This is a genomic window from Ferrimonas pelagia (assembly GCF_039543565.1).
Taxonomy (GTDB): Bacteria; Pseudomonadota; Gammaproteobacteria; order Enterobacterales; family Shewanellaceae; genus Ferrimonas; species Ferrimonas pelagia.
In genome coordinates, this window is sequence record NZ_BAABJZ010000023.1 from 62,631 (window position 1) to 75,560 (window position 12,930).

13 protein-coding genes are annotated in these 12,930 nt (G+C 57.8%); 5 read left to right on the forward strand and 8 right to left on the reverse strand.

Going from position 1 to position 12,930, the window contains the following annotated elements; genetic code table 11:
* Window positions 1-77 precede the first annotated feature (77 nt).
* On the reverse strand, window positions 78-2,768 hold the full coding sequence (locus ABEA08_RS08380; protein ID WP_345334845.1) for a copper-translocating P-type ATPase: 2,691 nt from the start codon (window positions 2,766-2,768) through the stop codon (window positions 78-80).
* Window positions 2,769-2,832: 64 nt separating this feature from the next.
* Here ABEA08_RS08380 and cueR point away from each other — a divergent pair, with 64 nt between their 5' ends.
* Together cueR and ABEA08_RS08390 are read left to right on the forward strand one after the other, a co-directional pair.
* A complete protein-coding gene (gene cueR / locus ABEA08_RS08385) occupies window positions 2,833-3,240 on the forward strand; it encodes a Cu(I)-responsive transcriptional regulator (protein ID WP_345334846.1) in 408 nt (135 codons plus the stop codon).
* A 125-nt stretch (window positions 3,241-3,365) separates the two neighbouring features.
* Window positions 3,366-4,250: an SDR family oxidoreductase gene (locus ABEA08_RS08390; protein ID WP_345334847.1), complete on the forward strand. Its 885-nt coding sequence runs from the start codon at window positions 3,366-3,368 to the stop codon at window positions 4,248-4,250.
* Between the two features lie 163 nt (window positions 4,251-4,413).
* Here ABEA08_RS08390 and ABEA08_RS08395 read toward each other — a convergent pair whose 3' ends face one another.
* From ABEA08_RS08395 to ABEA08_RS08405, 3 genes are all read right to left on the reverse strand, one after another.
* Window positions 4,414-4,977 carry a VF530 family protein gene (locus ABEA08_RS08395; RefSeq protein ID WP_345334848.1) on the reverse strand — a complete coding sequence of 188 codons (564 nt, stop codon included), beginning with the start codon at window positions 4,975-4,977 and terminating at the stop codon, window positions 4,414-4,416.
* A gap of 602 nt (window positions 4,978-5,579) precedes the next feature.
* The gene (locus ABEA08_RS08400) at window positions 5,580-5,894 is read right to left on the reverse strand and encodes a DUF3861 domain-containing protein (protein WP_345334849.1); all 315 of its coding nucleotides are present in this window, start codon (window positions 5,892-5,894) and stop codon (window positions 5,580-5,582) included.
* A 139-nt stretch (window positions 5,895-6,033) separates the two neighbouring features.
* Complete coding sequence (locus tag ABEA08_RS08405) at window positions 6,034-6,525, reverse strand: DUF2798 domain-containing protein (RefSeq protein WP_345334850.1); 492 nt, start codon at window positions 6,523-6,525, stop codon at window positions 6,034-6,036.
* Between the two features lie 103 nt (window positions 6,526-6,628).
* Here ABEA08_RS08405 and ABEA08_RS08410 point away from each other — a divergent pair, with 103 nt between their 5' ends.
* Entirely contained in the window at window positions 6,629-7,057 is a 429-nt protein-coding gene (locus ABEA08_RS08410; RefSeq protein WP_345334851.1) for a MarR family winged helix-turn-helix transcriptional regulator, read from the forward strand.
* A gap of 248 nt (window positions 7,058-7,305) precedes the next feature.
* Here ABEA08_RS08410 and ABEA08_RS08415 read toward each other — a convergent pair whose 3' ends face one another.
* The 3 genes from ABEA08_RS08415 to codB all read right to left on the reverse strand — a co-directional run bounded on the left by ABEA08_RS08415 (window position 7,306) and on the right by codB (window position 10,821).
* Window positions 7,306-8,064 carry a hypothetical protein gene (locus ABEA08_RS08415; RefSeq protein ID WP_345334852.1) on the reverse strand — a complete coding sequence of 253 codons (759 nt, stop codon included), beginning with the start codon at window positions 8,062-8,064 and terminating at the stop codon, window positions 7,306-7,308.
* Window positions 8,065-8,298: 234 nt separating this feature from the next.
* Entirely contained in the window at window positions 8,299-9,567 is a 1,269-nt protein-coding gene (locus ABEA08_RS08420; RefSeq protein ID WP_345334853.1) for a cytosine deaminase, read from the reverse strand.
* Window positions 9,568-9,570: 3 nt separating this feature from the next.
* Window positions 9,571-10,821: a cytosine permease gene (gene codB / locus ABEA08_RS08425; RefSeq protein WP_345334854.1), complete on the reverse strand. Its 1,251-nt coding sequence runs from the start codon at window positions 10,819-10,821 to the stop codon at window positions 9,571-9,573.
* Window positions 10,822-10,982: 161 nt separating this feature from the next.
* On the opposite strand from codB, the gene ABEA08_RS08430 reads away from it, so the two are divergent.
* Window positions 10,983-11,357 carry a PH domain-containing protein gene (locus tag ABEA08_RS08430; RefSeq protein WP_345334855.1) on the forward strand — a complete coding sequence of 125 codons (375 nt, stop codon included), beginning with the start codon at window positions 10,983-10,985 and terminating at the stop codon, window positions 11,355-11,357.
* Window positions 11,358-11,374: 17 nt separating this feature from the next.
* Here the strand turns inward: ABEA08_RS08430 and ABEA08_RS08435 are convergent, their stop codons facing one another.
* Window positions 11,375-11,746, reverse strand: a complete 372-nt coding sequence (locus ABEA08_RS08435; RefSeq protein ID WP_345334856.1) for an MmcQ/YjbR family DNA-binding protein — start codon at window positions 11,744-11,746, stop codon at window positions 11,375-11,377.
* Between the two features lie 164 nt (window positions 11,747-11,910).
* Between ABEA08_RS08435 and ABEA08_RS08440 the strand changes: the two genes are divergently transcribed.
* Window positions 11,911-12,924 carry an endonuclease/exonuclease/phosphatase family protein gene (locus ABEA08_RS08440; RefSeq protein WP_345334857.1) on the forward strand — a complete coding sequence of 338 codons (1,014 nt, stop codon included), beginning with the start codon at window positions 11,911-11,913 and terminating at the stop codon, window positions 12,922-12,924.
* Window positions 12,925-12,930: the final 6 nt, after the last annotated feature.

Sequence of the window (12,930 nt, forward strand, 5' to 3'; positions counted from 1 at the left end):
TACCTAAGCCAATGCCGTCGTCAGTCACTGAGCGCTTAGCAGGCGCGGTCGATTGACTCCTGCTGATTAGGGGCTCGTCACTTGCGGGCTTTGAACAGGCGCAAACGGCTGGCATTGCTGACCACGGTGATGGAGGACAACGCCATCGCCGCCCCGGCGATCATCGGGTTGAGCAGGGTGCCGGTCAGCGGGTAGAGCACACCGGCAGCAACGGGAATGCCGATGCTGTTGTAAATAAAGGCCCCCAGCAGATTCTGATGCATGTTCTTTAGCGTCGCACGGGACAGTTGCAGTGCGTCGACCGCGCTCATCAAGCTATGGCGGATCAGGGTGAAGTGGGCACTCTCTTTGGCGATGTCACTGCCGCTGCCCATCGCCATGCTAACGTGCGCAGCGGCTAGGGCCGGGGCGTCGTTGATGCCATCGCCGATCATCAATACGTTGCGGCCCTCTGCACTGAGCTGCTCCACCAAGGCCGCTTTTTCACCGGGCTGAACGCCGGCATACACGTCATCGATGTTGGCCTGTTTGGCGATCGCCCGAGCGGTTTTTTCTGTGTCGCCGGTCATCATGATCACCCGCTTGCCCATGGCCTGCAGTTGGGCCACCGCGGCGGCACTGTCCTCGCGCAGGGGATCGCTGACGCCCAATACCGCGATGACTTCTCCCTCTCGGGCCACAAATATTGGCGTCGCGCCTTGCTCGCTGATGGCGTCGGCGTGCGCCTGGGGCGCGGTCGAAAGAGTGGGCATCAAGCTGGCGTTGCCGATCTGCCACTGCTGGCCGTCGAGCGAGGCGCTGATCCCCTTACCCGGATGCGCCTGAAACGCCGAGGGCTTCGATGGCGCCGTCAGGTAGGGACGTAAGGCCATCGCCAACGGGTGCTCGGAGTGGGCTTCGATGGCGGCGACGGCGTTGAGCAGTATCGCCTTATCACCTTGATAGATATGGCTGTGGGTCAGCTTGGGCTGGCCCTGGGTGAGGGTGCCGGTTTTATCCAGCACCACGGTATCGATGGCGTTGGTTAGCTGTAGTGCGGCGGCGTCCCGCACCAGAATGCCCAACTCGGCGGCGCGGCCCACCCCAATGTTGACCGACATCGGCGTCGCCAGACCCAGGGCGCAAGGGCAGGCAATGATCAGCACGGTGGTGGTGGTCACCAGCATGTAGCTGATCTTCGGCTCGGGGCCGAACAGGCCCCAAACCACCGCGGTCAATACCGCGATCGCTACGACCACGGGCACGAACACGGCGGCGATCCGATCCACCAGGCGGGCCAGCGCCGGCTTGGAGTTTTGCGCCGTGCGGACCATGTCAACGATATGGGCCAGCAGGGTGTCACTGCCGGTGGCGGTCACCTCATAATCCAAAGCGCCTTGCTGGTTTTGGGTTCCGGCACTGACGCGATCCCCCACACTCTTGGCCACGGCAATCGGCTCACCGGTGAGCATGGCTTCGTCAAGGTAGCTGTGGCCCTCCACCACCAGTCCATCCAGCGCCACCTTCATCCCCGGCTTGAGGCGTACGCGCATGCCCGGCTCGATCTCGGCCAGCGGCGTGATCACCTCCTGCTGATCCACCATGACCACAGCTTCCGGTGGCTGCAGATCCAGCAATTTTTCCAGTGCCCGGGAGGCGCGGCGCTTGGCCTTGGTTTCGATGGCGTGGCCCAGCGAGATCAAGCCGATGATCATCGCCGAAGCTTCAAAGTAGACGTGGCGGGCGGCTTCTGGAAAGAAGCCGGGACTGATCACCACCAGCATGGAGTAGAGCCAGGCGCTGCCAGTACCCAGCGCCACCAGGGTATCCATGGTGGCACTGCCTCGACGCAGGGCAGACCAGGCATTAGTAAAAAACATTCGGCCGGCGCTCATCAGCATGGCCAGGGTGAGCAGGCCGGCTATACCCCAGCCCAGCTGCAGGGCCGGGGAGGTGATCATCATCGAGCCCCCCAGCAGGCCATAAGCCATCATGGGGATCCCCAGACCCAGCGCGATGGCGGTATCGCGCAGGAAACGGCGATGCTGTGACTGGGTCTTCTGCTCCAGTTTATCGCGCCGCTCCTGCTCACTGCGCATCGGCTCGGCAGGGTAGCCCGCCTGTTGCAAGGCGTGTAGGACGGGCGTGATCTCATCACATTGTACCTGCAGGCTTTGCTCGGCCAGGCTGACGCTGACGTGAGACACCCCTTGGGCGCTGCTCGCCGCGTTTTCGACGGCGCGGACGCAGCTGGCGCAGGTCATGCCGGACACCAGCAGATGGTGCGTCTTGCCTCGTTTCGGTTTCGCCTTGTTACTCGGCTTTACGGCAGCGGAGTCGTTGCTCTGGGGCGTTAGCGGAGCCTTGGATCGAGTCGGCGTGGTGTCACTCGGATCCGCCGGTGGCTGGGTGTCAAAGCCCAGATCGAGGATCAACTGGCGCAGCGCATCGCCATCGATGGCGCCCTGCACCGTCATTGCCTCTTTATTGACACTGAACTGCTCGATGTCGCTGCGCTGCTCAAGCACCGCTTCCACCTTCTTGACGCATCGGCCGCAATTGAGTCCATAGAGGGGGTAGTGGCGCTCTATGGAGTCCACCATCGGCACGGAAAATCCAAGCGCCTCAATCAATTCGATCGCTTGTACGCGGCTGATGGTGCCGTGCAGGACCATCTCGGTTTTGCTGACCGTGAAGTGCTCTACGTCGCAGCGCTCCTTCAGGGCCACAGTGACTTTGTTGACGCAGCGCTGGCAGTTGAGGCCAGCCAATGGAAGCGCTAGGGACATCGTGTTTTCCATCTATGTTCGGTATGCTGACAGGATAAAGGTTCTAGCTACTGGAAGGTCAAGCATGAACATCAGCGAAGTGAGCCAGCGCACGGGCGTCAGCCCAAAAAACATCCGTTTTTACGAACAAAGGGGATTGCTGACGCCGCCCGAGCGGGCGGACAATGGCTACCGGGCTTACGTCGAGACTCATGTGGCGGAGATCTTAATGATCAAACGCGCCCGCCTTATCGGCTTCAGTCTGGATGAGTGTCAGTCATTGCTGGCGCTGTCGCGGGATCCGCACCGCTCCAGCGCGGACGTCAAACAACATGCACTGGATAAATTGGCGCAGATCGACAGCAAAATCGCCGAGCTCGAAGCGATGCGCACCACGCTGTCGGCCTTGACCCAGCAATGCCCCGGCGATGCCTCGCCGCAATGCCCCATCCTGACCGCGCTTGGCGAGTCGCCGTGCAACAAGCACGGCTGAATGCCCGATGGCGGCTGTTGGCCGACTGAAGTGCATCGCAGCCCCCTTAGTCCTAATGCATGTCGCTGCCTTGCGTTTGCTGCGGTAGCTTGGCGCTTTGTTGGCTTAGCGTTAGGGGAGTTCGAATGGACAAGGCATTGGCGGGTAAAACCGTGTTTCTGACCGGCGGTTCACGGGGCATAGGGCAAGCCATCGCGGTGCGCTTGGCGCAGGCGGGGGCCAACATCGCCATCGGCTCGAAATCGTCCGAGCCCCATCCCACCTTGCCGGGCACCATTCATCAGACCGCCGAATGGGTCGAGCAAGCCGGGGGCAGGGCACTGGCCATCGAGCTGGATGTGCGTGATGAAGCCAGTATCCAGGCTGCCGTTGCACAAACGGTGGCCCGCTTTGGCGGCATCGATATCTGCATCAATAATGCCGGTGCGTTCTGGCTGCAGCCCTCGATGGACACCTCAGCCAAGCGCCACGATCTGCTGTTTCAGATCAACGAACGTGCCTGCTTTCTGGTAACTCAGGCCTGCTACCCCTATCTCAAGCGATCGGAGAATGGCCATGTGCTCAGTCTGGCACCGCCGCTGGATCTGCAGGCCATCTGGTTTGAGCACACCTCGTCCTACAGCGTCTCCAAATACGCCATGAGTCTGTACACCCTAGGCTGGGCCAAAGAGTTTGCCGCCGATGGTGTGGCCGCCAATACCCTGTGGCCGCGCACCGGGATCGATTCCCCCGCCGCGCTGTTTCACGGCGGTGATGAGTTGCGCCGCGAGTTTCGTAAAGCAGAGATCATGGCGGACGCCGCCTTTGCCATCGTCTGCAAACCTGCGTCGGAATTTACCGGCAACTTCTTTATCGATGACAGCTTGCTGTATGCCGAAGGTGAGCGGGAGCTGGATCGCTACAGCGTGGTGCCCGGCGCCGCGTTGGTGCCGGACTATTTTGTCCCCAAAAACATCCCCGCGCCGCCGGGCGTCAAACTGAGCGAGTTTCGAATGTATGCGCTGGATTGAGGTGTCACCTTAGCGCTGGGCTGGATGTGCGCCTGAAGATGGGCGCCGATGCTTGTGAGTCTTCGCAACGCATTGATATGCAATGATAAGCATCGAGTGATTGGGTCTAGCGACCGCAAGGGATGCGGTCGCATTCGCGCGGTGTGGCCACTTGCTGAGCTCGTTAACGCCAGTTGATCCAGGGATCGTCGCTGGCTTTGGATGCAGAGGCGCTCGTCTCGCCCCTGGAGCTGCTTTTTCCCCGTTTTTTATCACCATCGCGCGAACCGTATGAGGCACCGCGGGCGCCACTGTAGCCTTTGCCTGAGCCCTTGCCGCCTTGACGGAACCCGCCATTTTTCTGGTGGGATTGGGCTTTCTCCTCACGCTTCTTACGCTGCTCTTCGGCATCTTCAAAGCTCAGTGCTTTGGGCTCGCCGATCTTGTGATGATCCGGAACGATGCGATCTCGCGGGGGCAGCGCAAACTGCTCCGATGAAGGCCGAGGCAGGCTCTTAAACGTATACAAATAGAACACTTCCAGTTTGTGGCGTGCCCACTCGGTTTTCTTTAAGAACTTCAAACTGGACTCAATCGTCGGGCGATTTTTAAAACAATGGATATTTAAATACGCATCCAATAACTCAAACCCATATTGGTCCACCACCTGCGTCAGCATGTCTTGCAAGCTGAGACCATGTAGTGGGTTGTTTTCATAATTAATTTTGTCAGTCATTCGATTTTCCAATATGGACGGCGTGGAACACAGTGTACGCCCGAATGCTCCTCAGGCCCAGTTTGGCGCCTTGTGGTGGCAGATCAACTGGGCGATGCATCAGATCCAACGCAGCGAATAGCGCGCCCAAGGCTTCGAATGTGCTGGCCTCGGTGGTCAAGGCCAAGTTCATCGCTTTGATAAAAAGGCCATTGGGTATGCGCAGTGTGAAACGCTTTGAGGCTGATTCCTGGGGGCAAAGAGTGGGGCGACCGTGGGTAGAGAGCTGGGTGGAGGATGACCCGAACTCGAACTTCACCGTGCCAATGGCACGAAGTGTCGTTTTTCATAGGTTTATAAACGACGATGCATCGAAATGCGAGTTCATTCGGGCCAGCATCGAAGTGAAGTGGGTATCACGCCCTTAGCCCCGAACCAATCGCTTCAATACAAACGAACAAGCCCTGGGTATAGCAGGCTGTCCCTGGGGCTTGTCTTTGCGTCGGAACGGTTGGTGCATTGATGGCTGCGTTGATGGTGGCCAGTGGAGAGCAGTCATCGGTGATCCGGCTTGGTCCAAGCCCAGAGATCGGCAGGTCATTTGGATTTCGTGTCGACTGGGAACTGAGGGGTCTTCAGGCGCTTTTCAGGGTGCGCTTGAGGTTCAGCATAAAGCCCTTAAAGTGGGGCATCAGCTCAGCGAAGAGCGGGTGTTTGCGATGCTGCATCAGCAAGGGCCCAAGGATCCGCAAGCCGACGCCAAGCTGTGTTGATGCCAGAGGATCCAGACCACTGCCTTGTTTGATCGCTGCTACGGTAGCAAAAACGTTTTCCCTATCCTGAACTTCAAACTCGAGACGCTGCTGCATAGGTTCATCGCTGGCGTTGATAGGTTCGATGATCACGCGAAATCCACGAGATGTTTGGGGCTTCTGAGTTGCTTCAGTCATGAGGATCTCCATCGGTATGGCTAAGTTGGGGGACTGTTCAATGCGCTTTTGCATAGACATTCAGTGGCTTTGTGAAAAGGAATAAAAAGCGTCTTCGCGGTTAATTGGGAGCTGAAGTGGCGTTTGGGGGGGTTGGTCATCAGCTTTTTAGAAAGCGCTCTATCTTGGGTTTAATGGTCAGCGAGATGAGTAACATCAGCACCAATCCAACAGGGAGCGCAGCGATGAAGCCACTGCGCCAGGCTTGGGTAAAGGCGCTCATGTCAGTAAAGCCAACGACATTGGCTGCTGTGGTCATTGCCATTAGGGACTCCATCGTCACCGCCATGCACAGACCAACCAGCGCATTACGGGCGGGTTCGCTGGCGTTTGGTAGGATGCGCTGAGCCAGTTTGGTCAGCAGGGTCATCATCAAGGTACCCACCGGCATCATCACCAGTAGGGCTGTGACGAAGGCGCTGCCCCAGGCTGGGAAAAACAGCTCTGTATATCCCAAGTTGATATAAGTCATGACACCGGTCAGGGTTGCGCCCATTAGGCTCATCATGCCGACGATCACCAGAAATTTGTGCAGCAAAGAGGCCTTGGGTTGTTCGACGGACTCGAGGGCGAGAGTATTTGATGTGGACATGCCACCTCCTGTCTTGCTCTTGGGTTGAATCAGGTTGATAATATCAACTATAGGCATTGTGGTTGATAGTGTCAACTAAATACAAGAGTGAGGAACCCCTGTTATGTCAGAGCAAGCACTGCTTGGTAGTTTGTTTCGTTTGGCCCATTCGCTAAAAAAGCAAACACATCAGTACATTGAGGAAATGGATCTGAGCATCGCGCCGATGCATGTGCGAGTGATGAAGATCATCCAACATAGAGCGCCCTGCACGGCGAATGATGTTGTCCAGTACCTTAGTCGGGATAAGGCTCAGGTGACCCGTCTGCTGAAAACTCTACTTGAAGAGGATCTCATCAAACGGATCCCGAATCCCAATGACAAGCGCAGCCAATTATTGAGCGTTACCTCAATGGGCGAGGCGATCATGGAGCAAATAGAGGACAGTGATCGCATCACCTTTGCGACGATGACCCGAAACTTGAGCGAGCAGGAGATCGCAGAGTTCCAACGGGTCGCCACAATCATGGCGCAGAACCTTACCAAACAGTGAGGAGTCGCCAAGGGGGGGGGAGGCGGGATCGGCGGTGGGACTCACGGCAAGAACCGGCATAGAAGGCGCTCACAATAGGCGTTGTTGAACGAAGGTACATCGTATAATGAGGGCGGTTACCTTGGCGAGAATGGGCGTATTATGGCTGCTTTGTCCTCCTGGCAACACGAGTTACCGAGTGTTTGTCACAGAATCAAGGTCAAACAAAGAAGACTTCGTTTGGGCAACAATAGCCACCGAACGAGGGCTCAAAATTGATAATCGAGCATAAAATGCAGGTTTGAATTGCGTTCCTTTAGCGTCTCCCATTCTGTGTAGCTGCGGACATACTCTAGCGTCAGGCCTAATCCCATGCGCCAGCGGATCTCCATCGCTAGGTTGGCACCGTAGCTGCGGCCATCGAGGCGATAATCTTCTTGCCAGTGTGGATCTTCGTCAGGATACCAGCGCTTTTGCTGTCCTTTCACCCGGTTATCGCGGTAGTAGGGGCCGCCGTACAGCATGACGCGATTGGACGCTCGGTATCCCACGATCCAGGCGGCGTCTATCCCGCTGATATCGTGTTCCCAGCGGTCAAAGAGATCATTTTTGTCTTGATCCCGTAGGGTCATTTGCCGGTTTTGGGAGTGTGTTAGAGCCCCCAAGGTCACCGCTTGAGACACGTTGCCCGTGGCAGCTTCGCCTTGGCCTTGTCCCCAGAATTGATATTTGATCTGATACAGGGTTCCGCTGTGTTCGTCACGGATGGCCAATGCCAGTCGCGGTGCGACGGTGAGGCTGCCACGAATACCGGCGTCGATATAACTCCCCCAATGATTGAGGTCGCCGTCATCAAGCCAGAGTTCAGTTTCGGTGGTGGAGCCTAGCGTGATCCCGATCTGCGGGCGCCAAGCTTGTGCGCTGATCTCCGGGCTATCCAAACGGGTGTTACCCGTATTGATGGTTACCGGGTTGGAGCAGCCAAAGAGCAGTAGGGTGACGAGGAGGAATAATGAAGATCTCAACATCGGACAGTTCTTTGGACTGATAAAGGTTGGTTGACAGTATGGCGGAAGCATTGGCGGTGGTGCCAACGGTCGTTGTTTGGAACGTGATTTAACCCCTTGTTTAAAATGTTATAAAATACAAAGAGTTGATGGTTTGAAAGGACTCGCTAGCCTTGTCCCGTGAGTTGGCTGATGATGCCAAAAAGCCCGGCGTATTTGCGCCGGGCCTTAGGTTCATTTGCTTGCGCGAGGCGTTTAGCGGCGGAAATCCACCGCTTCGGTTTCACTCAGGGTGATCTCGGTTTGGGCCGGGCGCGTCTGCGCCAGCACTTTGCCATGACGGATGGAGTAGCGCACCGGCACCTGGCGGCGCAGGGCATCAAAGCCGTTTTCCGCCGGCAGTACCAGCAGGCTCATGGGCTTGCCCACCTCGATGCCGTACTGATCCTCTACCTGCAGGGTGCGGGCACTGTGGCGGCCAATCAGCTTGAGGCTGTCATTGAGCTGGTCGTAACCCATGATCTGGCACACGTGCATGCCCATGTGCAGCACCTGCAGCATGTTGGCGGTGCCCAGGGGATACCAGGGATCGAACACATCGTCGTGGCCAAAGCAGACGTTGATGTCGGCGGCCAGCATCTCTTTCACTCGGGTGATGCCGCGACGCTTGGGGTAGTCGTCGAAGCGGCCCTGTAGGTGAATGTTGACCAGGGGATTGGCGACAAAGTTCAAACCGGACATCTTCAGCAAGCGGAACAAACGGGACGCGTAGGCGCCGTTGTAGCTGTGCATCGCCGTGGTGTGGCTGGCGGTGACGCGATGGCCCACGCCGCGCTCCAGCGCCAGGGTGGCCAGGGTTTCGATGAAACGGGACTGCTCATCGTCAATTTCGTCACAATGCACGTCGACCAGACAATCAAATTCGTCGGCCAGATCGAACATATAGTGCAAGGACTCAACGCCGTACTCACGGGTGAACTCGAAGTGCGGGATGGCGCCAATGACGTCGGCGCCCAGTTCCATCGCCTGACGCAAGATCGCCTTGCCGTTAGGGAAGGATTGAATGCCCTCCTGCGGGAAGGCGACGATCTGAATGGTCACCCACTGCTTCATCTCTTCCCGCAGTTCGATCATGGCTTTGAGCGCGATCAAGTCAGGATCGGACACATCGACGTGAGTGCGGACAAATTGGATCCCGTTGGCGATCTGCCATTTTAGCGTCTGCTTGGCGCGGGCTTTTACATCTTCGGGCGTCAGCATGGCTTTGCGCTCAGACCAGCACTCGATCCCCTCAAACAGGGTGCCGGAGATGTTCCAGCGCGGCTCACCGGCGGTCTGGGTGGTGTCCAGATGCACGTGGGGCTCGATAAACGGCGGGGTCGCCAGACCCTGCTCGCCGTCGATGACGTCGCCGCTGTGGTTCAGGTTTTGGGCGATCGGCGCGATCTCGGTGATGACGCCGTTCACACTGCGGATCTGCCACAGACCGTCTCGGTCTTGCAGGCGAACATTGGTGATCAACATGGCTCAGGCTTCCTTCGGCTGGGTGTTGTTAGAGCGTACGGCATTTTCCAGCTTGGTGAGCAAGACAAAGGCGATAGCGCCACCCAAAACGGCGTTGACTGGCACGATGCCTGGCAGGAAGTGACCGGCCGCGACCCCGATGGCGACGGCGGCCAGCGCGCTCCAGCGTACGGTCTCAAACTGGGCGTTGGCGAAGTCGTGGTAGCGCGCCTTGTTCTGCAGGTAATCGATGATCAAAATGCCGCCGATCGGCGGAATAGCGGCGGACAGGAAGGTCAGCCAGCCGACGAAGTTGTTGTACAACCACATGGCGAACAGGGTGCCGATCAGGCCGTTGAGCATGGACAGGCTTTTGGCGTCAAAGCCGGTAATGTTGGCAAAGCCCAGGCCGGAGGCGTACAGCGCGTTGTCGTTGGTGGTCCAGATATTCAAACCCAGTACGATGATGGCGGGAATGAGCAAGCCTTGCAGCACCATCACTTCGGAGATATCGGACTCGCCGGTGACGGCGGCGCCGGCGGCGCCGAACATGAACATCAGCGAGTTACCGATGAAGAAGGCGATCAGGGTGATCAACACGGCGGTGCGCGGGCTGCGGCCGAAGCGAACAAAGTCCGCAGTCAGGGTTCCGGCACTGATGAAAGAGCCCACCACCATGGCCAGTGCCATGTTGAATTCGATCGGCTCAGCCGGGGCCAGCTTCATCAGCTCACCGACGCCGCCGATGGAGTCGGTGGCCAGGAAGACGGAGTAACCGCCGAGCAATGCGATGGCCGGGACGGCGATGGTGGACAGCACCATCAGGGCTTTAATGCCGAAGGCGACGGTGGCGGTCATCGCCAGACCGGCGATGCCGATCAGGATATAGGCATCGATCCCGGTGAACTTCTGCACCGGGAACGCGAACATGGCCACGCCGACGCCAAACCAGCCGACTTGGGTGCCGCCGAGCAGCGCAGAAGGCAACCAGGAGCCTTTCACACCAAAGGAGTAACGGGCAAGAAGATGGGTAGAGAGTCCGGTGGAAGCACCGATGTAACCAAGGGAGGCGGTATAGAGACCGAGGAGCAGGTTGCCGATGAAGACGGCGAGGAAGAAATCAGAATAGCTAAGGCCGGTGCCGAGGGCGCCGCCGGTCCACATACTGGCGGAAAAGAAGGTGAGTCCCAACATCACCAGCATCAAGGGAACAAAGCCCTTACGTGCGTGGGTTGGAACCGGACTGAGTCCGTACTCGGTGTCGGCGTTGCTCATGGTATTGCTCCCCAAATTGAGTGGTTTACGTGCTTAGCTCCGGACAAATTGCGCGGGAGTCTATCTGTGTTAGCTTTAGGGTCAATAGATGCTGCGGAAAAGGTGTCTGAGGTCACGTTTTGACCGAAATGGTATTCAAAAACTGCGACATGGAGTTACAGATGGGATTGATCGATGGATTGATGGGCAATGCCAGTGAAGTGGATCTGGCAGAGCTGAAACAGGAGTTGGAGCCGCTGCTGGGCAGTCAGGAGACGTTGCAGTTGGCGTACAAGGTGGTGCGGGATATGTTCGTCTTTACCGATAAGCGCCTGCTGTTGATCGACAAGCAGGGACTGACGGGCAGTAAGGTGAGTTATCGCTCCATTCCGTTCAAATCCATCACCAGTTTTGCCGTGGAAACCGCGGGTCGGTTTGATATGGATGCGGAGTTGAAGCTTTGGCTATCGGGCCACGCCGAGCCCATTTGTCATGAGCTCAAGCGTGGCACCGATGTGGTGGGCATCCAGAAGGCGTTGGCGGAATGGGTGCTGTAGCGCCGCTTTCATCCCGCTTACGCTAACTCCAACCGAGCTTGATCGGACTTGGGAAGTTTTTCGACCACCAATTGGTAGGAGCTTTCGATGAGCGTGTCGATCAAGTCATGAGGGACGTCGTCGGCCAACTCAAGGGTGATCCAGTGGCGTTTATTCATGTGGTAGCCGGGGTGGATCCCTGCGAATTGATCGATCAAGATCTCGGCTTCATCGGGCTTGCACTTGAGTGTCAGCCGATAGGGCGGACGGATCTGTAGCAGGGCGTACATCTTGCCCATGATCTTATACACTTCGGCCTCTGGGCCGAAGGGGTGGCTTAGGATCGCGCGGGGTTGCTTGGCGAGGGTGTGCTGGATCTGAGTGAGCTCCGGTGTCTGGTGGACTTCCATGTGGACTCCTTGTCATGAAGATATACCATAGCGACACAGTCGATACATGTTACGTTTGCCGTACTGTTCTGACAGTTTAAGCCAGATCTTGACCTGTCATCTATAAGCATAGCCGGTGCACACGGCACTGAACTTCCATCTCTGATCCTTTGATGAGGTAAACCTTGTCTCACCCCTTGCTTGATTGCCCCGCTCGGTTTCGTTTGGCGACCTTGAATCTGTTTAATTATTTGGCGCCCCCGCGGGCGTATTATGCGGCTGAAAACATCTACAGTGCGACCCAGTGGCAGCAGAAACAGCAGTGGTTATCGCGCTATCTGGGCCAGCTTGATGCGGACATTGTCGGGTTTCAAGAGGTGTTCAGCCCTCAGGTGTTGCAGGCTCAAGTGGCGCAGTGCGGCTACGCCCATTTCGCCGCAGTGGATCAGCCCAAGGTGGAGCAGGGTTTCATTCACTTTAGCCCGCCGGTAGCGCTCGCCAGTCGCTTCCCCATTGTCAGGGTAGAGGCGGTGCGTCCTGCGGCGAGCGCATTGGCGCAGTTGGAGTGGCCAGACTTTGCCTTCAGCCGTCAGCCGCTGCGCGCGGAGATCGCGATCCCCGGTTTTGGCCGGATACGGATCTATGTGGTGCACCTCAAGTCCCAGCGCACCGAGCTGGCGGCGGAGGGCTCGTTGGCGCAGCAAATTTGGTTGCAGCCCAAACTGGGGGCCTGGCTGTCTATGCGTCAACGCACGGCAGAGGCGGCGTTGCTGCTGGCGGACATGTTGGCACAGCCGGAGCGTTTGCCGACGGTGCTGATGGGCGATCTGAATGATGTGCCGACGTCCGCGACCCTAACCCAGTTTCAAGCGCCGAAACGCTTGCCACTGCGTCCCCCCGGCTCGAGCGTGTCCGAGCTTGAGATCCAACAGGCGATCGATGCTCACGCCATGCAATGTGCGTTTACGCTGGCGCTGGAGCGCAGTGAGCAAAAGCCAACGCATTATTGGGGGCCGGTGGCCACCACCTTGGACCATATCCTGCTCAGCGCCGAGTTTGATCCGACGTTTGGCCAGAGCATGGCCCAGGTGGACTGGTGCGAGGTGTTTGATCGGCATCTGGTGCGCAATGATACGGAGGCGGATCGTCAATGCTCCGATCACGCCGCAGTGCTGGCTCAGATCTCAGGCCGTTTTTAAACCAAC